Genomic DNA, 22,241 nt, shown 5'->3' on the forward strand with positions numbered 1-22,241 from the left:
TAAGCCCTACGCATCGATTTACCGGCGCGATTGTGAGCTTTAGGACGCTATATCAACAAAGTTCATTGCCTTTGAAGTCACATTTGGGATTTTAACGGCCAAAGGCCCCACATCCGAAGATGTGGAGCCAATGGGAAACCTGTGGGTAAGGTTTAGCGCTTCGAGAACTGCGAAGCCTTACGAGCCTTCTTAAGACCAGCCTTCTTGCGCTCGATGACGCGAGCGTCACGAGTCAAGTAGCCATTCTTCTTCAAGGTCGCGCGGTTTGCATCGCGGTCGATCTCGTTCAATGAACGGGCAATGCCAAGACGCAATGCGCCGGCCTGACCCGAGATGCCGCCGCCGTGGATACGAGCGATAACATCATAAGCGCCTTCTAGACCCAGAACCTTGAAAGGCTCGTTAACATCCTGCTGGTGCAGCTTGTTAGGGAAGAAGTTTTCCAGGGTGCGACCGTTGACGATCCAGTTGCCTGAACCTGGGATCAAACGCACGCGGGCAATAGCCTGCTTGCGACGACCAACGGCACCGCCTGGGACGGTTAGTGGAGCGCGCTCGGTATCGGCAACAACGGCCGATGCAGAGGTCTCGGTAGTGTAAGTCGAAGGGGTTTCGCCTTCGAATTCAGTGGTCTCTTCAGTGTTCTCAGCCACGATATTCTCCTATTAAGTCTTTGTTCTCGAGGCCAGTACTACTGAGCGACCTGGGTGATTTCCAGTGCCTTTGGAGCCTGTGCTGCGTGAGGGTGCTCCGCGCCGCGGTAGACCTTCAGCTTCGAGACCTGAGCATCGGAAAGCTTGTTCTTTGGAAGCATGCCCTTGATAGCCTTCTCGACTGCAAGAACTGGGTTCTTCTCGAGGAGCTCTGCGTAGTTAACGCTCTTGAGGCCGCCCGGGAAACCCGAGTGACGGTAAGCGCGCTTGTCCTGCAGCTTCTTGCCGGTCAGTGCGACCTTCTCGGCGTTGATGATGATGACATGGTCGCCCATGTCCATGTGAGCTGCAAAGGTTGGCTTATGCTTGCCGCGCAGCAAGGTTGCGGCCTGAACCGCGAGACGGCCGAGTACTACATCGGTGGCGTCAATGACATACCACTGACGAGTCTGGTCAGCCGGCTTAGGGGTGTACGTACGCACAGTAATTGCCTTACGTTGATTCGTTTCTGGTCAAACAGTCGCTTGGCTGAAGGCGGTGAGATCCCCCAGTGTCGAGCACTGTCGTGTTGTTCTTGTGCTAGACCAGTACGTCAGGTGAGGACTGAGATGACCGGCCGTCCATATATTGTTCGCACACCCAGCAGACCAGCGACTATGCAACTAAGCCGTCACGCTTGGGCGTGTAGTGTCGAACGTGGACATACACAACTCATAAAAGTTTAGCCGATTAACGGTCAGACGACCAAAACAAAGGTACCTCTTGGTGAGCAACAACACCCAGAGTGTCGTTAATCGAGGCTTTTTAATGAATCTGTCTGCGAAACATCGCGTCTTGCGCGGGTGAGCGCAGCACGCGCGGCAAGTTCGTCATCATCAGGATAATAGACCTCTTCGAGGACTAGTGGGTGAGGATGAGCAAGAATCGACTTTGAATCGCGCACCATCAGCGCCAACCGCTCGGCGAGGAATCCGGGCTTTTCTCTTCCACTGGCAACACGTAGCGCGCCACCAATGAGCGAACGCACCATATTGTGGCAAAACGCGTCGGCCTTTAGATGAACCACAATGTTTCCATCTTCGGCACGGCTAAATACAAATTCTTGCAGTGTACGAATGGTGGTGGCTCGGGGCTTTGGCTTACAGAAAGATAAGAAGTCGTGTCGTCCAAGCACCGATTGGGCTTCGGCATTCAACAGATCAATGTCGATCTCTTCGCGGTACCACATGGTCAACTGACGGCTCAGCGGATCCCAGCGGTGAATGCCATCGGCTATCCGGTATGAGTAGCGCCGGGCCAGAGCTGAGAATCTGGCATCAAAGCCTTCGGCGGCACGGTCGACCTCATGCACCCAGACGGCACCTTGCTGCCGGCCCAATAGGCCATTGATACGTCGCAACAGTGCCGGGCCTGGTTCCAGATCCGAATTACGCGGCAGGCCCAGGTATTCTTCTTCGGTTAAATCGAAGTGCACGACCTGGTGGCGTGCATGCACCCCGGCGTCGGTACGCCCGGCAACAAATACGCGAACGAGACGCCGAATCAGAGTTTCCAATGCTTCTTCAACAAGCTGTTGTACTCCGGTGACGTTTGGTTGACGAGCCCAACCGTTATAGGCGGCACCGTCATAACCCAGCACCATCCGCATGCGGATCAGGGCTGGCTTGTCACTGGTACCCAGAGCGGTAGTTCCGAAGGGATCAATATTGTCAGACTGCAAACTCATGTATTCAATTATGCGCAAGGATCAACGGCAACAACGAATCTGGTGGTTCGCTTCACGGGCAAACCAAGATCAGTCCAGCCCAAGACCGAGTTTCTTATAGGCCTGGACGCCGAAACCGCTTTCTTGATGCGCCTTGAGCAATTGATATGCCCGCTCTTGATTTCCTACAATCCGAGCAACCAGCCGGATTGCTTCGGCTAGGTCGATGCTTCCCACCATTTGAGCTTCAGCGATCACAGGAAAGCGCTCAAGTATCTCGGGATGCCTGACTTGATTAGGTGCTTCTTCTTCAGCTCGGCTTTGGATGGAACCTAGTACCAGCGTCAATGCAGTTCGCGCCTGCCCCGCAATCTGGTTGTAGGACAACGAAGCTTCAAACGCCATATCTTTCCGATAATGCACGCTGAGCGTGATAGAAGTTAGCAGCTCTCGCAGACTTGAGATCTCTTCTTCCAACTTTTCAATGCGGGCTTCGCTCATAGTTGGTTTCCTTAGAGATGGTAGTCAAAATTACAACGATTTCACCATACGCCAACGCTAGCAAAAACACTTCTTTCAGCGTTTATCAAACACAGTAGTCGTTCCACGTTCACGTAATAAGGCTAACGACTCTCTATAATTGACAGCGCAGACTCTTCACAGCTGTTTCGTTTTGAGTCTAACGATCATCAATCGCTACTGTTCGGAGCACCCATGAACTTCAACCGCATCGCCGCCATGACTCTTTCAGCCCTGATAACCACCGTCGGCTTGAGCGGCTGCTCAGAAAAGTCACTTTCAAATGAAGAAGCATGCCAAGAGATCATCAACCAGGCCAAAGAGCAGAAACTCGATATGAATTCATCGGCGAGCTTAGGCGCCATGGTGAACCAGGGCCAGAAGGTCTCATCAATATTTCATGATGTGGCTCAGAAAGCCGAACCAGAGCTCGCAACCGAGCTCACTGCCTTCGCAGAGGATACCGACGCGTTGCTCGCCGTCATCACCGATGACTCGCTGGACATGCAGCAGATGCGCACGAAGATGTCATTGCTAGACACCCAAGAAACTCGTGCGCGATCGGAAAACATGGGTAAGTTGTGCCCCGGGCTTGAAAACCTATGAGGCATTCGGCCTCTGCTCGACGCAGCTTTGTTAAACAGAAATCCCCGAACTCTTCCGCGAGGAAGTGTCCGGGGATTTCTTATCACCGAGTTACCGGCGAAGATTTATAAGCTAAAGCTTACGCCTCTTCGGTGGTTGGCTCAGCAGCGGTCTCGGTAGCCTTGGTGGCTTCCTTGACTACGGCCTGCTTTGGCGAAACCGGTTCCATAACCAGTTCGATAACTGCCATAGGAGCGTTGTCGCCCTTGCGGTTACCGATCTTGGTGATGCGGGTGTAGCCACCCTGGCGGTCAGCCATTGCTGGTGCGATGTTCGCGAATAGTTCGTGAACGATCGACTTGTTGGTGCGCGAGCGCGATGCGATCACGGCCTGGACGCGACGACGCGATGCCAGATCCCCACGCTTAGCGAAGGTGATCAGGCGTTCTGCGTGTGGACGCAGACGCTTGGCGCGGGTCAGGGTGGTGGTGATCTTCTTGTTCTCGAAGAGCTGTGCTGACATGTTAGCGAAGATCAATCGCTCATGTGCTGCACTGCCGCCGAGACGCGGACCCTTAGTAGGGGTAGGCATGGTAATTCTCCTAGATGAATGACCGAGCCTGTCGGTTTATACCGGCAGATCGGGTGAAGTAGTGTGTCGCGAGACTAAAGTCTTTACAGACCGTCGTCGAAGACGTCGTCGCCATCTTCCATGGCGCTACGAGCGGCAAGGTCGAAGCCTGGAGGGGAATCCTTCAGAGCTAGACCTAGTTCAACCAGCTTGGCCTTGACTTCGTCAATGGACTTCGCACCGAAGTTACGGATGTCCATCAAGTCTGCCTCGGAGCGAGTTACGAGTTCGCCCACAGAGTGGATGCCCTCACGCTTCAAGCAGTTGTACGAGCGAACGGTCAGTTCCAGATCCTCGATCGGCAACGCCATGTCGGCAGCCAAAGCTGCGTCGGTTGGCGATGGGCCGATTTCGATACCTTCTGCTGCGGTGTTCAGTTCGCGGAACAAACCGAACAGCTCAACCAGAGTGGTACCTGCGGATGCAACAGCATCGCGCGGGGTGATCGATGACTTGGCCTCAACGTCTACGATCAAACGATCGAAGTCGGTGCGCTGCTCAACACGGGTAGCTTCCACACGGAAAGTTACCTTCAGAACTGGCGAGTAGATCGAATCAACTGGGATTCGACCGATCTCTGCGTCAACGTTCTTGTTCTGAGCTGCTGACACATAGCCACGGCCACGCTCAATGGTCAGTTCCATGTCGAACTTGCCATTGGCATTCAAGGTAGCGATATGCAGGTCAGGGTTGTGGAACTCTACACCCGCTGGTGGGGTGATATCCGCTGCGGTAACGACGCCTGGGCCCTGCTTGCGCAGGTAGGCGACGACCGGCTCGTCGTGCTCGGAAGAGACCGACAGGTTCTTGATGTTAAGAACCAATTCGGTGACGTCTTCCTTGACGCCGGCTACGGTAGAGAACTCGTGCAGTACTCCGTCGATTCGAACACTGGTGACAGCTGCACCAGGGATCGAGGACAACAGGGTACGACGTAGTGAGTTACCTAGGGTGTAACCAAAGCCTGGCTCCAACGGTTCAATGACGAACCGGGAGCGATTCTCGGAAACTACTTCTTCGGTCAGGGTTGGGCGCTGCGTAATGAGCACTTACATTTCCTTTCAGCGAGCGTCCGCTATATGACGCCTCACGGGGGTGGAAACGACGGTAGCCAGTTGGCCGTTCGTCTGTTGCAGGCAAGAGAGTCCAAGAACGTCACCGACCCATTCTCTCGAATGGCTCGGTGACTTCTTCAGGCTCAGCCTAGCGAATCAATTAGACGCGGCGACGCTTTGATGGGCGGCAACCGTTGTGAGCACTTGGGGAAACATCCGAGATGGATCCAACCTCAAGGCCAGCAGCCTGCAGCGAGCGGATCGCGGTTTCGCGTCCCGAGCCCGGGCCCTTGACGAAAACGTCAACCTTGCGCATGCCGTGCTCCTGCGCGCGCTTAGCGGCAGATTCAGCAGCCATCTGAGCGGCGTATGGGGTCGACTTGCGTGAACCCTTCATGCCTACCTCGCCGGCCGAAGCCCACGAGATCACAGCGCCAGTCGGATCGGTGATCGATACGATGGTGTTGTTGAAGGTGCTCTTGATGTGCGCCTGTCCCATCGCGATATTCTTTTTGTCCTTGCGACGCGGCTTACGTACCGCTCCACGAGTCTTAGGGGGCATTTCTTCTCCTACGAAAAAAGTATTTGAACTAGATCGCTAAGATTTAGCGAGTCTTCTTCTTACCTGCGACGGTACGCTTCGGTCCCTTACGGGTGCGTGCGTTCGTCTTGGTGCGCTGACCGTGGACCGGCAGGCCCTTACGGTGACGAATACCTTCGTAGGATCCGATCTCGACCTTACGGCGGATGTCAGCCTGAACCTCACGGCGCAGGTCACCTTCTACCTTGTAAGTGCCTTCGACGAAGTCACGCAACTGAACGAGTTCAGCGTCGCTGAGATCCTTCACGCGAGTGTCCGGGCTAATGCCGGTCGCTGCGAGGGTCTCTTCTGCACGGGTCTTGCCCACGCCGTAGATGTAAGTCAGCGCGATAATTACGCGCTTCTCGCGTGGAATATCCACGCCTGCTAAACGAGCCAAGTGGCTACCTTTCAACCAACGGAGGTCTGGAACAGTACCACCCAGGATGATTTCTCCTGGCCCCGGCCTCCGAACCCGGGGGTATGCATCGATTTCTCGATACGGTACTGCCTATATGACTACGCGTGGGAAATTCCGAAGAACGGAATTAGCCCTGACGCTGCTTGTGGCGTGGATTTTCGCAGATCACCATGACCACGCCATTACGACGGATCACCTTGCACTTATCGCAGATCGGCTTCACGCTAGGGTTAACCTTCAAGGCTTTGTCCTTTGGCGGTTGCAGTTATTGTGTGGAGCAGTAAACAAACAGCTTGTCCCAAGAACATTAGTCAGACGGACGTTAGCAACGATCTCTCGTCAACGTCCGTCAAAAATGTCTATGGACTGCAGATTTACTTGTAGCGGTAAACGATACGGCCTCTGTTGAGGTCGTATGGGCTCATTTCAACCTGCACACGATCCTCTGGGAGGATACGAATGTAGTGCTGACGCATCTTACCCGAGATAGTTGCAAGTACTACGTGACCGTTTGGCAGCTCTACGCGAAACATCGCGTTCGGCAGCGCTTCGGACACAGAGCCCTCTACCTGGATGACGCCTTCCTTCTTGCCCATTTTCCCCGCTAACTTTTGTTGCCAATGATTTTCCATTAACAAGTAATTGGTTCTGATTGTTTCAACTTCGCCAAAGCTCCTGAGAGTTTTAGGCGCATTAAATAGACAACCAAAAATTAAGAATACGCCATCAGCAGAGCCAAGGACAAATCCAAGGGCGCACTAAAAATGTTAGTTCCGGCACCTCGTGGGTACCGGAACTACGAATTACGCTGTGATGGGCGATGGAGTGACGCCAAATGGTGCCAGTCCGGCCGCTCCCCCATCATGGGCACTGAGTACCCAAATGCCACCCAGGTGGATCGCCACGGTGTGCTCCCACTGCGAAGCGTTGGCCTTATCGTCGGTGACGACGGTCCAATCATCTTCCAGCACCGAGGTGCCGATCTGGCCGCGAACCAGCATCGGTTCAATAGCCAAAGCCATGCCCGGCTTGATGCGTGGGCCGCGGTGGCCGGTGTTGTAGTTCAGTACATCCGGAGCCATATGCATGGCCGAACCGATACCGTGGCCGCAGTAGTCTTCCAGGATTCCCAGTGGGGCACCTGGCTGAGCGGTGACAAAGTCATCGATGGCTTCGCCGATCTGACCGATGAAGCGCGCCTTGGAGAACGCGGCAATGCCGGCCCACATGGCCTGCTCGGTGATCTCGCTTAAACGCTGGTCGGCAGGATCCACGTTGCCAATCAATACCGTGCGAGCCGAGTCCGAGTGCCAGCCGTCGATAATCGCGCCGCCGTCAATCTTGAGCACGTCGCCATCTTTGAGTTCATAGTCGCTCGGGAAACCGTGGACAACCTCGTGGTTGACCGAGGCGCAGATGGAAGCCGGGAAGCCGTGGTAACCCAAGAAGTTGCTGGTCGCTCCGTGGCGTTCCAGAACCTTCGCGAAGATCGCGTCAATCGACTTGGTGGTGACACCCGGACGGGCGGCAGCACTGGCTTCATCAAGTGCTTCGGCGAGAACCAGACCGGCTTCGCGCATTTTTAGTATCTGCGAATTGGTTTTGTACTCAATTCGCGGCTGACCTAGAGCCAAGGTAATGCTCCTTAATTCTTATCTTTATACCCCGCAGTGCGGGTTGCTTAGTTCGCTGAAACTACATAGGGACCGGGCCACGGCCTGCACAGGCTGGTTGTGGCACGGTCCCTATGTGTGAACTGGTATTTGCTAGGCGCTGACGTTCAAGGCTGCGAGCACGCGCTCGGTGACCTCGTCAATGGCACCGAGGCCATCTACCTTGCGGACAATGCCACGCTCTTCATAACGTTCAACCACGATGCGGGTCTCTTCGTTGTACAGGCTCAGGCGGTGACGGATGACCTCTTCGGTATCATCTGCACGGCCTTCGATTTCTGCACGCTTGAGCAGACGAGCTACGAGCTCATCATCATCTGCGGTGAGCTGCAAGACTGCATCCAACTCAACGTTCTGAGCTTTGAGCATTGCATCCAAAGCATCAACCTGTGCGCTGGTGCGTGGGTAGCCATCAAGCAAGAAGCCGTTAGCTACGTCTTCTTGTGCCAGACGATCTTCAACCATGTTGTTGGTGACCGAGTCTGGGACGAAGTTGCCGGCGTCAATGTACTTCTTGGCTTCGACACCCAGTGGGGTGCCGCCCTTGACGTTGGCGCGGAAGATGTCACCGGTGGAGATCGCGACGATCTCCAAACGCTCGGAGATCTTCACTGCCTGGGTGCCTTTGCCGGCACCTGGCGGACCAATAATTAGCAGTCGACTCATCGCAGTAGCCCTTCGTAGTTTCGTTGCTGCATTTGAGCATTGATTTGCTTGACGGTTTCCAGACCCACACCAACCATGATGAGGATCGAGGTGCCGCCAAATGGGAAGTTCTGGTCTGCGTTGAACAGCACGAATGCGATCAGCGGGATCAACGCAACGAACGCCAGATACAAGGCGCCCGCAAAAGTGATTCGTGAAATCACGAATTGCAGGTAATCTGCGGTTGGCTTACCGGCACGAATGCCTGGGATGAAACCACCGTACTTCTTCATATTGTCCGAGACCTCAACTGGATTGAAGGTAATCGCGACATAGAAGTAGGTGAAGCCAATGATAAACAGCGTGTAAACAAGCATGTACCACGGCGAGGAGGACGCCGAGTGGGTCTGCAACCACATCGCCCATTCTGGCAGTGTGCCGTCATCGTTCTGATTGAACGAGACGATCATCTGCGGCAACGCAAGAATCGAGCTGGCGAAGATCACTGGGATCACGTTCGCCATGTTGACCTTCAGCGGGATGTAGGTCGAGGTTCCACCCACGGTACGACGCCCGATGGTGCGCTTGGCGTACTGCACCGGAACGCGGCGCTGAGACTGCTCCACGAACACCACAAGTGCAATCACCAACAAGCCCACGGCGATAACACCAAGGAAGGTGCCCCAACCCTGCGACTGCTGAATAGCACCCATGGCGGATGGGAAGCCCGAAGCGATCGAGATGAAGATCAGGATGGACATGCCGTTGCCGATACCGCGCTCGGTGATCATTTCGCCCATCCACATGATCAGGCCGGTGCCTGCGGTCAGTGCGAAGATCATCAGCAAGATCACGATGATGGAATCATCTGGGATCAGCGGAAGTGTACAGCTCGGGAAAAGTCCGCCGGTACGCGCCAAGGTGATCAACGTGGTGCCCTGAAGGAGGGCCAACGCGATGGTCAGGTAGCGGGTGTACTGGGTCAGTTTGCCTTGGCCTGCTTGGCCTTCTTTATGCAGCTCTTCGAAGTGCGGGATCACCACACGCAATAGTTGCACAATGATGGCGGCCGTAATGTACGGCATGATACCCATGGCAAAGATCGATACCTGCAACAGGGCGCCGCCGCTGAAGAGGTTAACGAACTGATAAAGACCACCGGTGGTTGAACCCATCGCCAGACACTGCTGAACGTTGCTGTAATCGACACCCGGGGCCGGAATGAAAACGCCGACTCGATAGATCGCAATGATCCCGAGGGTGAAAAGCAATTTGTTGCGCAGGTCAGGCGTCCGAAAAACTCGGGCTATGGCGCTGAACAAGCGTCCTCCTGAAGTATGTGCCTGAGTCTCGATAAAGACTCTTGCTATGACCTAATGATTCTAGCCGTCTAATGTACTATCGTGCCAAATACGCCACACAGTCAGCAGCCGTTTTTTAGCGTTATTGGCATAAAATCGGCGTGTTACGTGGATTTACTTCGCGTCATAGTTCGCATGATGAAAGATAAGAAAATCCCCGGTGAGCTTGTCTAAACAAGCTCACCGGGGATTTAGCTTAAGCTCAAACCCTGATTTAGAGGGTTTCTGCCTGGCCGCCAGCAGCAGCGATCTTCTCGGTTGCGGAAGTCGAGTAGGCGTTAACCTTCACGTCAACCTTGACCGTTAGGTCGCCGGTGCCAAGCACCTTGACTGGCTGGTTCTTGCGAACTGCGCCCTTAGCAACAAGTGCCTCGACGGTGACTTCGCCACCCTCTGGGAACAATTCCGAGATCTTGTCCAGGTTTACAACCTGGTACTCGACGCGGAATGGGTTCTTGAAGCCTCGCAGCTTTGGCAGACGCATGTGCAGCGGAAGCTGTCCACCTGCGAAGCCTGCCTTGACCTGGTAACGAGCCTTCGTGCCCTTCATACCACGGCCTGCAGTCTTACCCTTGGATGCCTCGCCACGACCAACACGGGTCTTAGCTTTCTTGGCACCTTCAGCGGGACGCAGGTGGTGGATCTTAAGTGCGGATTCTTTTATAGCCATCTTTACTTAGCCTCCTCAACCTTCAACAGGTGCGGGACCTTGTTGACCATACCTACGGTCACAGGGTCAGCGGTGCGGACAACGGTGTGTCCGATACGCTTCAGACCCAGCGAGCGAACGATATCGCGCTGAACCTGGCTACCACCAATGATGGACTTGATCTGGGTGATTTCCAGAGTGACGTCGCTTGGAACAATGTTCTTAGCCATTGATTAAGCACCAGCCTTCTGGGTCTGGATGTGACGCAACATAGCTGCTGGAGCAACTTCGTCCAGTGGAAGACCACGGCGAGCTGCAACTGCTGCAGGCTCTTCGAGACCCTTCAGCGCGGCAATGGTGCCCTTCACGATGTTGATCTGGTTGCTTGAACCCATCGACTTCGAAAGGATGTCCTGGATACCAGCACATTCCAACACGGCACGCACCGGACCGCCGGCGATAACGCCGGTACCCGGGGATGCTGGACGGAGCAAGACGACGCCAGCGGCGGCCTCACCCTTGACCAGGTGTGGGATGGTTCCGCCAACGCGTGGAACGCGGAAGAAGGACTTCTTAGCCTCTTCAACGCCCTTGGCGATAGCTGCTGGAACTTCCTTGGCCTTACCGTAGCCAACGCCGACCATTCCGTCGCCGTCGCCTACAACGACAAGTGCGGTGAAGCTAAAGCGACGACCACCCTTGACGACCTTGGATACGCGGTTGATAGCTACAACGCGCTCAAGGAACTTGTCCTTGTCGTCGTTGCGGCTGTCCTTCGAATCGCGGCCACGGCCACGACCCTCGCCACGGCCACGGCCTTCTCCACCACGTCCACGTCCTTCGCCGCGAGCGGCGCCGGTCTTTTCCGTGGCAGGAGCTGCAGCGGTCGAGGCTGCTTCAGTAGCTTCAGACACCTGAGTTTCCTTCTTGTTAGTAGCTTCGCTCACAGTGCCAGCCCACCTTCACGTGCGCCGTCAGCAATAGCTGCCACGCGACCGTGGTAGCGGTTGCCACCGCGGTCGAAGACAACTGCTTCAATCCCAGCAGCCTTGGCGCGCTCTGCAACGAGCTCACCAACGCGCTTGGACTTGGCGGTCTTGTCTGCATCGCTTGCGCGAAGATCTGCTTCCATGGTCGAAGCGCTGGCCAGGGTAAGACCCTGTGAATCGTCCACGATCTGTACGAACATGTGACGAGCCGAGCGGTTGATGACCAGGCGTGGGCGTACCGAGGTACCAACGATGCGCTTGCGCACACGGATGTGGCGACGTCCGCGTGAAGCGGAGCGGCTCTTGCCCTTGATTCCGATAGCCATAATTATTTACCAGCCTTTCCGACCTTGCGGCGGATGATCTCGCCAGCGTAGCGAATGCCCTTGCCCTTGTAAGGCTCGGTCTTACGCAGCTTGCGGATATTGGCGGCAACTTCACCGACGTGCTGCTTATCAATACCAGCGATGGTGATTTTGTTGTTGCCTTCGACGGTAAAGGTAATGCCATCAACGGCGTTTACCTTGACAGGGTGCGAGTAACCCAGAGCAAGCTCCAGGTCTGAGCCCTTGGCAACCACACGGTAACCGGTACCGTGGATTTCAAGCTTCTTTTCGTATCCCTCGGTCACACCGATGATCATGTTGTTGATCAAGGTGCGGTTCAAGCCGTGCAACGAGCGCGATTCGCGGTTGTCGTTCGGGCGGGACACGGTAACGGTGTTCTCATCCTTGGCAACGGTGATAGGTGCCTGAACGGTGTGCGTAAGCTCACCCTTCGGGCCCTTAGCGGTGACCTTCTGGCCATCCACAGTCATCTCAACGTTTGCTGGGACGGTAATCGGAAGACGTCCAATACGTGACATTGTCTGTTGCTCCCTTTCCGTTACCAGACGTAGGCGAGGACTTCCCCACCTACGCCCTTCTTTGCAGCCTGACGGTCAGTAAGCAGACCGGAGGAGGTGGACAGGATTGCGATACCAAGACCACCGAGCACGTGAGGCAAGTTGGTGGACTTTGCGTATACACGCAAGCCTGGCTTGGAGATACGGCGTACGCCAGCGATTGAACGCTCACGCGATGGGCCGAACTTCAGGTTGATGGTCAGCGTCTTGCCGACTTCTGCTGCAACTTCCTCGAACGAGGCAATGTAGCCCTGTTCCTTGAGGATGTTAGCAATGCGTACTTTGAGCTTGCTCGATGGCATCGACACAGTGTCGTGGTATGCCGAGTTAGCGTTACGCAGTCGAGTCAGCATATCTGCGACTGGATCTGTCATAGACATGTGGGCTTCAGCCCTTCCTCGTTACGGTTTCCTTAGCGGACCTGTAACGTAGTGAGATTAGTTGGAGGTCTTGAACGGGAAGCCCAGAGCCTTGAGCAAGGCACGGCCTTCATCGTCAGATTTGGCGGTGGTCACCACAGTGATGTCCATACCGCGCACGCGATCGATCTTGTCCTGATCGATTTCATGGAACATCGACTGTTCGGTCAGACCGAAAGTGTAGTTGCCATTGCCATCGAACTGACGGTCGCTCAGACCGCGGAAGTCGCGGATACGAGGCAGTGCCAGGGTGATCAAACGATCAACGAATTCCCACATGCGATCATTGCGCAAGGTGGTGTGGGTACCAATTGGCATGCCTTCGCGCAGCTTGAACTGTGCGATCGACTTGCGAGCCTTGGTAACCACTGGCTTCTGACCGGTAATTGCGGTCAGATCGCGAACGGCGCCTTCGATAAGCTTCGAATCCTTAGCGGCCTCGCCGACACCCATGTTCACAACAACCTTGGTCAGGGTTGGAACCTGCATTGGGTTGCCGTAGCTGAACTGCTCCTGCAATGCAGGGCGGATGTCTGCGGCGTACTTAGCCTTCAGACGTGGCTGGATCTTGGTGGCTGTCTCAGTCATTACAGATCCTTTCCGGAAGCCTTGGCGTAACGGACGCGCACAGTCTTGGACACACCGTTCTTTTCGACAGTTTCCTCACGGAAACCAACGCGGGTTGGCTTCTTGGTTTCTGGGTCAACCACTGCCACGTTAGAAACGTGAACTGGTGCCTCAACAACCTCGATGCCACCGGAGGTGGTTCCGTTTTCGGACTGGCCGGCCTTGGTGTGCTTGGTGACGCGGTTAACGCCTTCAACAAGTACGCGCGAAGTGGCGGTGATGACAGTCAGGACCTTGCCCTGCTTGCCACGTTCCTTGCCCGAGATGATCTGAACCAGATCACCCTTCTTAATCTTTGCACCCATGCTTACAGCACCTCCGGAGCCAGGGAAACGATCTTCATGAACTTCTTGTCACGAAGCTCGCGGCCCACTGGGCCGAAGATACGAGTTCCACGAGGATCTGCGGCGTCACCCTTGAGGATCACTGCAGCGTTCTCGTCGAACTTGATGTAGGAACCGTCTGCACGACGGATTTCCTTCTTGGTGCGAACGATGACAGCCTTGACGACGTCACCCTTCTTTACGTTGCCGCCTGGGATTGCATCCTTGACGGTGGCGACAATAGTGTCACCAATGCTTGCGTAGCGACGCTTGGAGCCACCGAGCACGTTGATGGTAAGGATTTCCTTAGCACCAGTGTTATCGGCAACCTTAAGTCGCGACTCTTTCTGAATCACTGCTTACTCCTGTCGTCTCGCTGGTTCTCATAAATGAGCCTTGCGGAACGGATATGGTCTCCACGATACGTATCGCTTACCCCCACCGACGCGGGCGCACCGAATGCTGATCCCAATTGTTGGCAGGGCCGAGGCGTAAAATACCGAGGCTGTACTGCGCGGCAAGACGGTGTCAGGCCGCACTGCACTACACCGAAGGTGGATAGTCCCCGAATGAAGCGCGCACAGGTTTTCAAGTCTAGCCTAGATTGGCATCATTTAGAAATGGTGTGGTAGGGCGTAACTGAGCGTCGTTGGTCACACCAACCCGGGATCTACCGCGTAATTTCGGGGATTAGAACCGCGCGGTCGCATGCACCGCAAGATGATCCGAACCGGAGACCGGCGTCGCACCCGCTTGAGAGAACGTCACGGCCTGTCCGATAATGTGATCTATCTCTATGACCGGGAACGGGAGCATTGTCTGGGGCCACGTTGATTGAGGAAGCAAGCCACTTGCCTCGGTGAAGCCCGCAACTGCATCTCGGTACAGTCGGTGTCCAGTAGTTGAGTTGAAATCACCGGCAAGAATCATTGGGGATTGCGGATGCTCGTGAACCCACGTATCCATTGCCGACAAGCCTTTGCGCCATTGCTTTGCATCGTTCAGTGGCGGGTAGACGTGCACCCCGGCAACCAGTACACGTTGCTGGGCCACCTCGATCTCAACGGTTGGCATGGCAAACCATCCGGTGTCTTGCTCACTGAGCCCCGAATCAATCTCGGTCATCGGGTTCTTGGAGAAGATCACGGTGTCACGCACTCCCCCGGCTGGCGCCGGCGCCGTCCTGAAGTCCAGGCCATCTAACGCACCAAGAGAAGTTAAGTCCTGATGTAGTCTCTCGTTGGTTTCCACCAAGATCAAAAGGTCAGGTTGTTCCTCTTTGATCAGCGCGGCCAGTTCATTGCTGCTTGCTTCGGCGCGGTAAGCGTTGAAGCTCAGCACGCGTAACTCACCCGTCGTTTCGCTTTGCCCAGTTGGCGCGAAGTGCACCTGCGGAATAAGGCCAATGATCAAGAGAACCCCAATTGCTATCGCGGTCCTGCGTTTCCTCTTCAACAGAGTGAAAATCATAGCCCCGAGCGGGACGAGTAACAACCAACTGGCAAAGGCTTGAACCTTAGGAACGATTCCTCCGGCCAACCAAGGCACATACGGCAGGGCGGCGATGAGCGCTGAGATGACGATCAGCAGAATCGAGAAAGTGTGCTTCTGTTGTTGCTGACCGTCTATTCTCATATGTCGACTTTATCGGTTCAACATCGGCTAACGCTGTTGTTCTGCAGCCCACCGCGCAACGCGTTGCCTGCTCTCATCCTCGGAAAGGTCTATCACTCTGCTCAAAAGTGACCAGCGCACCCCGAAAGGATCAATAATTGACGCGAATCGGTCCCCGGAAACGAAGGTGGCTGCTGGCTCTCGTACAGTGGCACCGGCTGCTTGCGCCCGAGCTACGAGTTCATCAACGTTCGAGCAATACAGCGCCATGGAGTAACAGGCGCTCGGCGGCTCGGGTGGCGCCACCAGACCGTAATCGGGGCTCGGCTCCCCCAGCTGAAGTTTTCCATTGCCAAAATCTAGATCCGCGTGCACCATCACGCCGCCAATCTCGGTACAGTCCACAAACCGAGCACCGAAAACGTCTCGATAAAACTCGACTGCATTCGCCGCGTTCTTGATAGCCAAGAAAGGTGTCAAAGATGTCGAACCGCGAGGGATCCCGTCGGCCGTGTATGTACCGGTGACCCCGATGGTATTTTCTTCTTGATTTTCCATATCTTCACTCTACGAAGCTGTGGCACCCTTGGACTTGTAGATTCACGCCAACTTTGAAAGGTCGTCATCGGTGGACAGCACGGACGATCGTCGAGGCGTTTTGTATCCTGCTAAATTGCCAGAGTTCCAACGCATCCTCGCTCCCCAGCATTTGCGCGACCGGGTCGGTTGGTTTTGGATGGCCCGCTGGAATATTGCCCCGGGCCGGACCTCACGCCAAGAGTTACTTGCCTTCCCCTGCATAAACCTCGTCATCCAACCGACGGGGGTCACTCTTGCCGGAGTTTCCACCGGGGCATCTCATCGAGATTTAACCGGTAGCGGATGGGTGCTGGCCGCGTTGCTGTTACCTTCCTCCGCCCGGAGCTTCGGTTTTGAACCACGCTCTGTCTTAGGCCGTGAAGTAACGCTTGCAGCGGAAGGGTTATTAGAACCGGTACGCCAATTGATGGACGCGCCCGCTCCGCAGGAACAACTAAACTCAGCTGTTGACTTGCTCGCTGGATGGATTGAGCAAAAGGTGACGTGCACAGACCAACATGGGTTGATCGCCAATAAAATGTTGTCCTTGGTCGCAGAGAGACGGGAGATCGTCAACGTGATTCAGCTGGCCGACGCACTTGGTTTGTCGGTACGCAGCCTGCAGCGGCTCTGCGCTGAGTATGTCGGGCTTAGCCCGCTGACCGTTATCCGCAGATACCGGTTGCAAGAGGCAGCCCAGCGACTGCGTGAAAACCCAGAAATATCCATCACGCAGATCGCGGCAGAGCTCGAATATGCGGATCATGCGCACCTGACTAAAGATTTTCGGCAAGTACTCGGATTCACTCCCAGCGCCTATCGAGCGGGATCTTTGGACTAGAAACCGATGACATCACCGGACCAATAGAAATATGCCGCGACCGCGCTGATTTCGATCAAGGCTGAAACGAGGCTCGCCGTGGCAACTGGTGGATTTGGTGAAGCCAAATTGATGGCGACGGTTCCATAAGCCTGCGATATATCGACACCGTCAACTTGCAGAAGATTCCGCGAAATCACCTTGCTCAAATCAACCCCGGCAGCGTTCAGAGCTACTTGTGCTCGTCGCAGCGCGCTGACTTTGGCCTGCCATTGCTTCCTTGGAAGCTATCGGGAAGCTCAAGCGAACGCCTACGGTGAAGGTCCGGAAGATTTGGGCCGCTGCTTCCATCATGGAAGCCCTAGATAACTTTGCCTTGCGGGCCGGGCAGCGGGTACGTGGAAGATTTACGCCAGGGAACGTTCAGTGCCAGGACAACTCGTATTTTGCTTTCCCCTGCCGAAAAATTCACACTTCCGGACATAGAAAAACGCCCCGAACTCTTCTTGCGAAGTGTTCGGGGCGTTTTCAGATAATCACGTAATCCGTGAAATCACTAAGAAAGCTTACTTAGCCTTCTCAACGATCTCAACGAGACGCCAGTTCTTGTCTGCTGACAATGGGCGAGTCTCTGCGATTACAACCAAGTCGCCAATGCCGGCTTCGTTGTTCTCGTCGTGAGCCTTCACGTTCTTGTTGCGACGCATGACCTTGCCGTAAAGGGCGTGCTTAACACGGTCCTCAACGTCAACGACGATGGTCTTCTGCATTTTGTCGGAAACCACGTAACCACGGAGGGTCTTGCGGTCGTTGCGCTCTACAGCTGCATCCACGACGTTATCCTTCTCGCTCATTACTTGGTTTCCTTGCCCTTCTTGGTCTCTTCAACCGGGACAACGACTTCCTGACGAAGACCCAGTTCACGCTCACGCATTACAGTGTAAATGCGTGCGATATCGCGCTTAATGGACTTCAAGTTGCCGTGAGTCTCTAGCTGGCCGGTAGCCGACTGGAAACGCAGGTTGAACAGTTCTGCCTTGGCCTTCTTCAATTCCTCGTTCAAACGAGCATTATCGAAGCCGTCCAGGGACTCGACGCTTAGATCCTTAGAACCAATAGCCATCCCTATTCACCACCCTCACGACGCACGATACGTGCCTTCAATGGCAGCTTGTGGATTGCTAGGCGCAATGCCTCTTTAGCTACCTCTTCGGAGACGCCATCAAGTTCAAACAAGATGCGTCCTGGCTTTACGTTGGCAACCCACCACTCCGGTGAACCCTTACCGGAACCCATGCGGGTTTCGGCTGGCTTCTTGGTTAGTGGACGGTCTGGGTAAATATTGATCCAGACCTTACCGCCACGCTTGATGTGACGGGTCATCGCGATACGAGCTGCCTCGATCTGACGGTTGGTCACGTAAGCAGGAGTAAGAGCCTGAATGCCGTATTCACCGAATGAAACAGTGGTTCCGCCCTTGGCAGCGCCGGAGCGCTTTGGGTGGTGCTGCTTACGGAACTTTACTCGACGTGGGATAAGCATTTAAGCCTGTCCTCCTTCCGCAGCCGGAGCTGCAGCGCCCTTGCTACGTTCTGGACGTCGACGACGCTCGCCACCACGTGGACGATCGTTGCCAGCGCCACCACGGCCACCGCGTGCCGGAGCGGCAGCGGCCTGCTGTGCAGCAAGTTCCTTGGCGGTTACGTCACCCTTGTAGATCCAAACCTTTACGCCGATACGGCCGAAGGTGGTCTTGGCTTCGAACTTACCAAAGTCGATGTTCGCACGCAGGGTGTGCAGTGGCACACGACCTTCGCGGTAGAACTCCTTGCGGGACATTTCTGCACCGCCAAGTCGACCCGAGCACTGAACGCGGATGCCCTTGGCACCAGCGCGCATTGCCGACTGCATTGCCTTCTTCATCGCGCGGCGGAAAGCCACACGTGAAGCAAGCTGCTCGGCGATGCCCTGGGCGACCAACTGGGCCTCCATGTCAGGGTTCTTGACCTCGAGGATGTTCAGCTGAACCTGCTTAGCTGTCATCTTCTCCAGTGCGCCACGGATGCGATCTGCTTCGGCGCCGCGGCGACCGATAACGATGCCCGGACGTGCGGTGTGGATATCCACACGAACACGGTCACGAGTACGCTCGATCTCTACGCGGGCAATGCCTGCACGATCCATTCCGGTAGACAGCAATGCGCGGATTTTTACGTCTTCTTTTACGTAATCTGCGTAGCGCTGTCCTGGCTTGCTGCTATCGGCGAACCAGTGCGAAACGTGGTCAGTGGTGATGCCGAGACGGAAACCGTTCGGGTTTACCTTCTGTCCCATTTAGTTCTCCCCACCCTTCTCCGGGGTTGAAACAACCACGGTGACGTGGCTGGTGCGCTTCTTGATCTGGAATGCGCGACCCTGAGCTCGCGGCTGGAACCGCTTCATGGTCGGTCCCTCGTCAACAAACGCTTCGCTGATGATCAGCTCGTCCTCATTGAATGCTTCACCTGCGCGGTCCGCGGCGGCACGGGCGTTAGCCACTGCCGATGCGACAACCTTGTACACTGGCTCCGAAGCTGCCTGTGGGGCAAACTTCAAGATAGCCAGCGCTTCGTTCGTCTGTAGACCACGAACAAGGTTGACGACGCGCCGGGCCTTCATAGGCGTCACGCGAATATGGCGCGCAATTGCCTTGGCTTCCATTGCTTTCCTTCTCTCGTCTTTCGAAGAAGTGCTAAGCATCTCTAGATCCCTTGCGGGACCTAGCGACGCTTGCCCTTCTTGTCGTCCTTCACGTGGCCACGGAACGTGCGGGTCAATGCAAACTCTCCGAGCTTGTGACCGACCATTGATTCGGTAACAAACACAGGAATGTGCTTACGACCGTCGTGCACGGCGATGGTGTGTCCCAGCATGTCCGGGATGATCATCGAACGGCGGGACCACGTCTTGATGACGTTCTTGGTGCCCTTTTCGTTCTCAGCTTCGACCTTGAGGAAGAGGTGCTGATCGACGAAGGGGCCTTTCTTCAGGCTGCGTGGCATGTTTCCAGGCTCCTATCGCTTGTTCTTGCCGGTCTTGCGACGACGCACAATGAGCTTGTCGCTTTCCTTATTTGGACGACGAGTACGACCCTCGCGCTTACCGTTCGGGTTGACTGGGTGACGTCCACCGGACGTCTTACCCTCGCCACCACCGTGCGGGTGATCAATTGGGTTCATGGCAACGCCACGCACGGTTGGGCGAACGCCCTTCCAGCGCATACGGCCAGCCTTACCCCAGTTGATGTTGATCTGCTCAGCGTTACCAACTTCGCCGATGGTTGCGCGGCAGCGCACATCAACGTTGCGGATTTCGCCGGATGGCAGACGCAACTGCGCGAAGCGGCCTTCACGAGCTACAAGCTGGATCGATGAGCCAGCGGAGCGAGCCATTTTGGCGCCACCGCCTGGGCGCAACTCGACAGCGTGGATAACTGAACCAACAGGGATGTTACGAAGCGGCAGGTTGTTACCTGGCTTGATATCCGCTGCTGGGCCGGCCTCGACCTTGTCGCCCTGCTTGAGGTTGTTCGGTGCCACGATGTAGCGCTTGGTTCCATCAATGTAGTGGAGCAAAGCGATACGTGCGGTGCGGTTCGGATCGTACTCGATGTGAGCAACGGTTGCCGGAACGCCATCTTTGTCATGACGACGGAAGTCGATGACGCGGTAGGCACGCTTGTGTCCGCCACCCTTGTGTCGGGTGGTGATCTTACCGGAGTTGTTACGGCCGCCAGTCTTGGTGAGTGGACGAACCAGTGACTTTTCCGGAGTCGATCGGGTGATTTCTGCGAAGTCAGCTACCGACGAGCCGCGAAGGCCCGGGGTAGTTGGCTTGTACTTACGAATTCCCATTATTTATATTCCTCGTTAAAGTGGTCTCCGCTTAGGAAAGCGGACCGCCGAAGATGTCAATCGATCCTTCTTTCAAAGTGATGATTGCACGCTTGGTATCCTTGCGTGCACCCCACCCGAATTTGGTGCGCTTGCGCTTACCGGTTCGATTCATGGTGTTTACGGACTCAACCTTGACGTTGAAGATAGCTTCAACGGCATTCTTGATTTCCGCTTTGTTTGAACGTGGGTCAACCAAGAAGGTGTACTGACCTTCATCGATTAGGCCGTAGCTCTTTTCCGAAACGACTGGTGCGATGACCACGTCGTGCGGAGCCTTTGAGAAGATGCTCATTACTTGGCTTCCTCCTTCTGGACCAGTGCTTCGAAGGCAGCCTTGGTGAAGACTACGTCATCCGAAACCAGAACATCGTAGGTGTTCAACTGGTCGACGTATAGAACGTGCACAGAATCAAGGTTGCGTACCGAAAGGGCAGCAACATCGTTTGCGCGATCAATGACGACGAGCAGGTTCTTACGTTCGGTCAACGAACGCAAGGTAGCCAGAGCTTCCTTGGTCGATGGCGTTTCGCCAGAAACCAGGTTCTCGATCACGTGAACACGATCGAAGCGTGCACGATCAGACAAAGCGCCGCGCAGTGCAGCAGCCTTCATCTTCTTCGGGGTACGCTGCGAGTAGTCGCGTGGGGTTGGACCGTGGACAATGCCACCGCCGGTCATGTGTGGAGCACGGATCGAACCCTGACGGGCGCGGCCGGTACCCTTCTGCTTGAACGGCTTACGACCGGCGCCGGAAACTTCCGAGCGGTCCTTGGTCTTGTGGGTACCCTGACGGGCAGCAGCCAACTGTGCAACAACAACCTGGTGCAACAGTGGGACGTTGGTCTGTACGGCGAAGATGCTCTCTGGCAGTTCGACGTTAAGTGCCTTAGTCATTTACTTATGCTCCCTTCACGGCGGTGCGTACGAGAACGACGCGACCGCGAGCGCCTGGAACGGCACCCTTGATCAGCAGGAGGTTCTTCTCAGCGTCGATGGCGTGAATGGTCAGGTTCTGAGTGGTTACGCGCTCAGCACCCATACGACCAGCCATCTTCTGTCCACGGAAGACGCGACCTGGGGTCGATGCGCCGCCGATGGAACCTGGCTTACGGTGGTTCTTGTGAGCACCGTGGGATGCAGGAGCACCGTGGAATCCGTGGCGCTTCATAACGCCAGCGAAACCCTTACCCTTCGAGGTGCCAACAACATCGACCTTCTGGCCAGCGTTGAACAGCTCTACGGATAGTTCCTGTCCTGCGGTGTACTCTGCGACGTCTTCGGTACGCAGTTCCACCAGGTGACGACGTGGGGTCACGCCGGCAGCTTCAAAGTGACCAGCCAGTGGCTTGGTGACCTTGCGTGGGTCGATCTGGCCGTAGCCGATCTGAACTGCGGTGTAGCCGTCACGTTCTGCATTGACTAGCTTGGTGACAACGTTGCTGTCAGCCTGCACGACGGTGACTGGGATCAGAATGTTGTTTTCATCCCAAACCTGGGTCATGCCGAGCTTCGTGCCCAACAGGCCCTTTACATTGCGGGTTGCGGTCATAGTTT

37 protein-coding genes are annotated in these 22,241 nt (G+C 55.5%); 2 read left to right on the forward strand and 35 right to left on the reverse strand.

From position 1 onward, the window contains the following. Nucleotides 1-152: 152 nt before the first annotated feature. The 4 genes from rpsI to CIK74_RS14265 form a co-directional block, all read right to left on the reverse strand. Nucleotides 153-653, reverse strand: a complete 501-nt coding sequence (gene rpsI, locus CIK74_RS14250) for a 30S ribosomal protein S9 (protein WP_096256868.1) — start codon at nt 651-653, stop codon at nt 153-155. 38 nt (nt 654-691) lie between these two features. Beyond that, nucleotides 692-1,135, reverse strand: coding sequence for a 50S ribosomal protein L13 (gene rplM, locus CIK74_RS14255; RefSeq protein ID WP_096256869.1), 444 nt, complete (start codon nt 1,133-1,135; stop codon nt 692-694). A gap of 308 nt (nt 1,136-1,443) precedes the next feature. Continuing rightward, on the reverse strand, nt 1,444-2,379 hold the full coding sequence (truA, locus tag CIK74_RS14260; RefSeq protein ID WP_096256870.1) for a tRNA pseudouridine(38-40) synthase TruA: 936 nt from the start codon (nt 2,377-2,379) through the stop codon (nt 1,444-1,446). A gap of 69 nt (nt 2,380-2,448) precedes the next feature. Next, complete coding sequence (locus CIK74_RS14265) at nt 2,449-2,859, reverse strand: hypothetical protein (protein WP_096256871.1); 411 nt, start codon at nt 2,857-2,859, stop codon at nt 2,449-2,451. Nucleotides 2,860-3,072: 213 nt separating this feature from the next. Between CIK74_RS14265 and CIK74_RS14270 the strand changes: the two genes are divergently transcribed. Beyond that, nucleotides 3,073-3,483 carry a hypothetical protein gene (locus tag CIK74_RS14270; RefSeq protein WP_096256872.1) on the forward strand — a complete coding sequence of 137 codons (411 nt, stop codon included), beginning with the start codon at nt 3,073-3,075 and terminating at the stop codon, nt 3,481-3,483. 118 nt (nt 3,484-3,601) lie between these two features. Here the strand turns inward: CIK74_RS14270 and rplQ are convergent, their stop codons facing one another. The 20 genes from rplQ to CIK74_RS14370 form a co-directional block, all read right to left on the reverse strand. After that, nucleotides 3,602-4,054 carry a 50S ribosomal protein L17 gene (gene rplQ, locus CIK74_RS14275; protein ID WP_096256873.1) on the reverse strand — a complete coding sequence of 151 codons (453 nt, stop codon included), beginning with the start codon at nt 4,052-4,054 and terminating at the stop codon, nt 3,602-3,604. 83 nt (nt 4,055-4,137) lie between these two features. After that, nucleotides 4,138-5,142 (reverse strand): DNA-directed RNA polymerase subunit alpha, encoded by a 1,005-nt coding sequence (locus tag CIK74_RS14280; RefSeq protein ID WP_096256874.1) that lies wholly within the window; start codon nt 5,140-5,142, stop codon nt 4,138-4,140. Nucleotides 5,143-5,308: 166 nt separating this feature from the next. After that, nucleotides 5,309-5,710, reverse strand: coding sequence for a 30S ribosomal protein S11 (gene rpsK / locus CIK74_RS14285; protein ID WP_096256875.1), 402 nt, complete (start codon nt 5,708-5,710; stop codon nt 5,309-5,311). 43 nt (nt 5,711-5,753) lie between these two features. Then, nucleotides 5,754-6,128, reverse strand: coding sequence for a 30S ribosomal protein S13 (rpsM, locus tag CIK74_RS14290; RefSeq protein ID WP_096256876.1), 375 nt, complete (start codon nt 6,126-6,128; stop codon nt 5,754-5,756). Nucleotides 6,129-6,276: 148 nt separating this feature from the next. Next, nucleotides 6,277-6,390, reverse strand: a complete 114-nt coding sequence (gene rpmJ / locus CIK74_RS14295) for a 50S ribosomal protein L36 (RefSeq protein ID WP_013349661.1) — start codon at nt 6,388-6,390, stop codon at nt 6,277-6,279. Nucleotides 6,391-6,523: 133 nt separating this feature from the next. After that, a complete protein-coding gene (gene infA / locus CIK74_RS14300; RefSeq protein ID WP_096256877.1) occupies nt 6,524-6,745 on the reverse strand; it encodes a translation initiation factor IF-1 in 222 nt (73 codons plus the stop codon). Between the two features lie 207 nt (nt 6,746-6,952). Continuing rightward, nucleotides 6,953-7,783, reverse strand: coding sequence for a type I methionyl aminopeptidase (gene map, locus CIK74_RS14305; protein ID WP_096256878.1), 831 nt, complete (start codon nt 7,781-7,783; stop codon nt 6,953-6,955). Nucleotides 7,784-7,915: 132 nt separating this feature from the next. Beyond that, nucleotides 7,916-8,488: an adenylate kinase gene (locus CIK74_RS14310; protein WP_096256879.1), complete on the reverse strand. Its 573-nt coding sequence runs from the start codon at nt 8,486-8,488 to the stop codon at nt 7,916-7,918. Beyond that, entirely contained in the window at nt 8,485-9,789 is a 1,305-nt protein-coding gene (gene secY / locus CIK74_RS14315) for a preprotein translocase subunit SecY (protein WP_096256880.1), read from the reverse strand. The genes CIK74_RS14310 and secY overlap by 4 nt, the downstream gene beginning before the upstream one ends. Before the next feature lie 253 nt (nt 9,790-10,042). Beyond that, nucleotides 10,043-10,498, reverse strand: coding sequence for a 50S ribosomal protein L15 (rplO, locus tag CIK74_RS14320; protein WP_096256881.1), 456 nt, complete (start codon nt 10,496-10,498; stop codon nt 10,043-10,045). Nucleotides 10,499-10,500: 2 nt separating this feature from the next. Continuing rightward, entirely contained in the window at nt 10,501-10,707 is a 207-nt protein-coding gene (gene rpmD / locus CIK74_RS14325; RefSeq protein WP_096256882.1) for a 50S ribosomal protein L30, read from the reverse strand. A gap of 3 nt (nt 10,708-10,710) precedes the next feature. Then, complete coding sequence (gene rpsE, locus CIK74_RS14330) at nt 10,711-11,391, reverse strand: 30S ribosomal protein S5 (protein ID WP_170947910.1); 681 nt, start codon at nt 11,389-11,391, stop codon at nt 10,711-10,713. A 29-nt stretch (nt 11,392-11,420) separates the two neighbouring features. Further along, the gene (gene rplR / locus CIK74_RS14335; RefSeq protein ID WP_096256884.1) at nt 11,421-11,792 is read right to left on the reverse strand and encodes a 50S ribosomal protein L18; all 372 of its coding nucleotides are present in this window, start codon (nt 11,790-11,792) and stop codon (nt 11,421-11,423) included. Nucleotides 11,793-11,794: 2 nt separating this feature from the next. Next, entirely contained in the window at nt 11,795-12,331 is a 537-nt protein-coding gene (gene rplF, locus CIK74_RS14340; protein ID WP_096256885.1) for a 50S ribosomal protein L6, read from the reverse strand. Nucleotides 12,332-12,351: 20 nt separating this feature from the next. Continuing rightward, on the reverse strand, nt 12,352-12,750 hold the full coding sequence (gene rpsH / locus CIK74_RS14345) for a 30S ribosomal protein S8 (RefSeq protein WP_096256886.1): 399 nt from the start codon (nt 12,748-12,750) through the stop codon (nt 12,352-12,354). Between the two features lie 57 nt (nt 12,751-12,807). Then, nucleotides 12,808-13,377 (reverse strand): 50S ribosomal protein L5, encoded by a 570-nt coding sequence (gene rplE, locus CIK74_RS14350; RefSeq protein ID WP_096256887.1) that lies wholly within the window; start codon nt 13,375-13,377, stop codon nt 12,808-12,810. Then, entirely contained in the window at nt 13,377-13,721 is a 345-nt protein-coding gene (gene rplX / locus CIK74_RS14355) for a 50S ribosomal protein L24 (protein ID WP_096256888.1), read from the reverse strand. The genes rplE and rplX overlap by 1 nt, the downstream gene beginning before the upstream one ends. 2 nt (nt 13,722-13,723) lie before the next feature. Beyond that, entirely contained in the window at nt 13,724-14,095 is a 372-nt protein-coding gene (rplN, locus tag CIK74_RS14360) for a 50S ribosomal protein L14 (protein WP_096256889.1), read from the reverse strand. Nucleotides 14,096-14,429: 334 nt separating this feature from the next. Further along, the gene (locus CIK74_RS14365; RefSeq protein WP_096256890.1) at nt 14,430-15,374 is read right to left on the reverse strand and encodes an endonuclease/exonuclease/phosphatase family protein; all 945 of its coding nucleotides are present in this window, start codon (nt 15,372-15,374) and stop codon (nt 14,430-14,432) included. A 27-nt stretch (nt 15,375-15,401) separates the two neighbouring features. Further along, nucleotides 15,402-15,911, reverse strand: a complete 510-nt coding sequence (locus CIK74_RS14370) for a VOC family protein (RefSeq protein ID WP_096256891.1) — start codon at nt 15,909-15,911, stop codon at nt 15,402-15,404. Between the two features lie 70 nt (nt 15,912-15,981). On the opposite strand from CIK74_RS14370, the gene CIK74_RS14375 reads away from it, so the two are divergent. Next, nucleotides 15,982-16,773, forward strand: a complete 792-nt coding sequence (locus CIK74_RS14375; RefSeq protein ID WP_096256892.1) for a helix-turn-helix domain-containing protein — start codon at nt 15,982-15,984, stop codon at nt 16,771-16,773. Here CIK74_RS14375 and CIK74_RS14380 read toward each other — a convergent pair. The 11 genes from CIK74_RS14380 to rplC form a co-directional block, all read right to left on the reverse strand. Beyond that, the gene (locus tag CIK74_RS14380; protein ID WP_141392969.1) at nt 16,770-16,961 is read right to left on the reverse strand and encodes a hypothetical protein; all 192 of its coding nucleotides are present in this window, start codon (nt 16,959-16,961) and stop codon (nt 16,770-16,772) included. The two genes, CIK74_RS14375 and CIK74_RS14380, sit on opposite strands and share 4 nt — an antisense overlap. Nucleotides 16,962-17,318: 357 nt before the next feature. After that, on the reverse strand, nt 17,319-17,606 hold the full coding sequence (rpsQ, locus tag CIK74_RS14385; protein ID WP_096256894.1) for a 30S ribosomal protein S17: 288 nt from the start codon (nt 17,604-17,606) through the stop codon (nt 17,319-17,321). Continuing rightward, nucleotides 17,606-17,875, reverse strand: a complete 270-nt coding sequence (gene rpmC, locus CIK74_RS14390; RefSeq protein ID WP_096256895.1) for a 50S ribosomal protein L29 — start codon at nt 17,873-17,875, stop codon at nt 17,606-17,608. Before rpmC ends, rpsQ begins: the two co-directional genes overlap by 1 nt. Before the next feature lie 2 nt (nt 17,876-17,877). Further along, a complete protein-coding gene (rplP, locus tag CIK74_RS14395) occupies nt 17,878-18,294 on the reverse strand; it encodes a 50S ribosomal protein L16 (RefSeq protein ID WP_096256896.1) in 417 nt (138 codons plus the stop codon). Beyond that, complete coding sequence (rpsC, locus tag CIK74_RS14400) at nt 18,295-19,086, reverse strand: 30S ribosomal protein S3 (protein ID WP_096256897.1); 792 nt, start codon at nt 19,084-19,086, stop codon at nt 18,295-18,297. It lies immediately after the preceding gene. Then, the gene (gene rplV, locus CIK74_RS14405; RefSeq protein WP_096256898.1) at nt 19,087-19,452 is read right to left on the reverse strand and encodes a 50S ribosomal protein L22; all 366 of its coding nucleotides are present in this window, start codon (nt 19,450-19,452) and stop codon (nt 19,087-19,089) included. A 59-nt stretch (nt 19,453-19,511) separates the two neighbouring features. Continuing rightward, entirely contained in the window at nt 19,512-19,793 is a 282-nt protein-coding gene (gene rpsS / locus CIK74_RS14410) for a 30S ribosomal protein S19 (protein WP_096256899.1), read from the reverse strand. A gap of 12 nt (nt 19,794-19,805) precedes the next feature. Continuing rightward, nucleotides 19,806-20,645, reverse strand: a complete 840-nt coding sequence (rplB, locus tag CIK74_RS14415; protein WP_096256900.1) for a 50S ribosomal protein L2 — start codon at nt 20,643-20,645, stop codon at nt 19,806-19,808. Between the two features lie 31 nt (nt 20,646-20,676). Continuing rightward, entirely contained in the window at nt 20,677-20,979 is a 303-nt protein-coding gene (rplW, locus tag CIK74_RS14420; RefSeq protein WP_096256901.1) for a 50S ribosomal protein L23, read from the reverse strand. Beyond that, a complete protein-coding gene (gene rplD, locus CIK74_RS14425; RefSeq protein WP_096256902.1) occupies nt 20,979-21,581 on the reverse strand; it encodes a 50S ribosomal protein L4 in 603 nt (200 codons plus the stop codon). The genes rplW and rplD overlap by 1 nt, the downstream gene beginning before the upstream one ends. A 4-nt stretch (nt 21,582-21,585) precedes the next feature. Further along, the gene (rplC, locus tag CIK74_RS14430; protein WP_096256903.1) at nt 21,586-22,236 is read right to left on the reverse strand and encodes a 50S ribosomal protein L3; all 651 of its coding nucleotides are present in this window, start codon (nt 22,234-22,236) and stop codon (nt 21,586-21,588) included. Nucleotides 22,237-22,241 lie beyond the last annotated feature (5 nt).

This window comes from Glutamicibacter sp. BW77 (assembly GCF_002332285.1).
Taxonomy (GTDB): Bacteria; Actinomycetota; Actinomycetes; order Actinomycetales; family Micrococcaceae; genus Glutamicibacter; species Glutamicibacter bergerei.

What these genes read in the sequence shown, in the direction of transcription:
- rplW (WP_096256901.1), bottom strand. Translation starts at nt 20,979, where the DNA reads ATGAGCATCTTCTCAAAGGCTCCGCACGACGTGGTCATCGCACCAGTC.
- CIK74_RS14370 (WP_096256891.1), bottom strand. Translation starts at nt 15,911, where the DNA reads ATGGAAAATCAAGAAGAAAATACCATCGGGGTCACCGGTACATACACG.
- rplD (WP_096256902.1), bottom strand. Translation starts at nt 21,581, where the DNA reads ATGACTAAGGCACTTAACGTCGAACTGCCAGAGAGCATCTTCGCCGTA.
- rplE (WP_096256887.1), bottom strand. Translation starts at nt 13,377, where the DNA reads ATGACTGAGACAGCCACCAAGATCCAGCCACGTCTGAAGGCTAAGTAC.
- CIK74_RS14365 (WP_096256890.1), bottom strand. Translation starts at nt 15,374, where the DNA reads ATGAGAATAGACGGTCAGCAACAACAGAAGCACACTTTCTCGATTCTG.
- rpsK (WP_096256875.1), bottom strand. Translation starts at nt 5,710, where the DNA reads ATGCCCCCTAAGACTCGTGGAGCGGTACGTAAGCCGCGTCGCAAGGAC.
- rplX (WP_096256888.1), bottom strand. Translation starts at nt 13,721, where the DNA reads ATGGGTGCAAAGATTAAGAAGGGTGATCTGGTTCAGATCATCTCGGGC.
- infA (WP_096256877.1), bottom strand. Translation starts at nt 6,745, where the DNA reads ATGGGCAAGAAGGAAGGCGTCATCCAGGTAGAGGGCTCTGTGTCCGAA.
- CIK74_RS14265 (WP_096256871.1), bottom strand. Translation starts at nt 2,859, where the DNA reads ATGAGCGAAGCCCGCATTGAAAAGTTGGAAGAAGAGATCTCAAGTCTG.
- rplB (WP_096256900.1), bottom strand. Translation starts at nt 20,645, where the DNA reads ATGGGAATTCGTAAGTACAAGCCAACTACCCCGGGCCTTCGCGGCTCG.
- rpsH (WP_096256886.1), bottom strand. Translation starts at nt 12,750, where the DNA reads ATGTCTATGACAGATCCAGTCGCAGATATGCTGACTCGACTGCGTAAC.
- rpsC (WP_096256897.1), bottom strand. Translation starts at nt 19,086, where the DNA reads ATGGGACAGAAGGTAAACCCGAACGGTTTCCGTCTCGGCATCACCACT.
- CIK74_RS14270 (WP_096256872.1), top strand. Translation starts at nt 3,073, where the DNA reads ATGAACTTCAACCGCATCGCCGCCATGACTCTTTCAGCCCTGATAACC.
- rpsQ (WP_096256894.1), bottom strand. Translation starts at nt 17,606, where the DNA reads ATGAGCGAGAAGGATAACGTCGTGGATGCAGCTGTAGAGCGCAACGAC.
- rplV (WP_096256898.1), bottom strand. Translation starts at nt 19,452, where the DNA reads ATGGAAGCCAAGGCAATTGCGCGCCATATTCGCGTGACGCCTATGAAG.
- rpmC (WP_096256895.1), bottom strand. Translation starts at nt 17,875, where the DNA reads ATGGCTATTGGTTCTAAGGATCTAAGCGTCGAGTCCCTGGACGGCTTC.
- CIK74_RS14310 (WP_096256879.1), bottom strand. Translation starts at nt 8,488, where the DNA reads ATGAGTCGACTGCTAATTATTGGTCCGCCAGGTGCCGGCAAAGGCACC.
- rplQ (WP_096256873.1), bottom strand. Translation starts at nt 4,054, where the DNA reads ATGCCTACCCCTACTAAGGGTCCGCGTCTCGGCGGCAGTGCAGCACAT.
- rpmD (WP_096256882.1), bottom strand. Translation starts at nt 10,707, where the DNA reads ATGGCTAAGAACATTGTTCCAAGCGACGTCACTCTGGAAATCACCCAG.
- rplC (WP_096256903.1), bottom strand. Translation starts at nt 22,236, where the DNA reads ATGACCGCAACCCGCAATGTAAAGGGCCTGTTGGGCACGAAGCTCGGC.
- rplF (WP_096256885.1), bottom strand. Translation starts at nt 12,331, where the DNA reads ATGTCACGTATTGGACGTCTTCCGATTACCGTCCCAGCAAACGTTGAG.
- rplP (WP_096256896.1), bottom strand. Translation starts at nt 18,294, where the DNA reads ATGCTTATCCCACGTCGAGTAAAGTTCCGTAAGCAGCACCACCCAAAG.
- rplR (WP_096256884.1), bottom strand. Translation starts at nt 11,792, where the DNA reads ATGGCTATCGGAATCAAGGGCAAGAGCCGCTCCGCTTCACGCGGACGT.
- truA (WP_096256870.1), bottom strand. Translation starts at nt 2,379, where the DNA reads ATGAGTTTGCAGTCTGACAATATTGATCCCTTCGGAACTACCGCTCTG.
- rpsS (WP_096256899.1), bottom strand. Translation starts at nt 19,793, where the DNA reads ATGCCACGCAGCCTGAAGAAAGGCCCCTTCGTCGATCAGCACCTCTTC.
- rplO (WP_096256881.1), bottom strand. Translation starts at nt 10,498, where the DNA reads ATGGCTATAAAAGAATCCGCACTTAAGATCCACCACCTGCGTCCCGCT.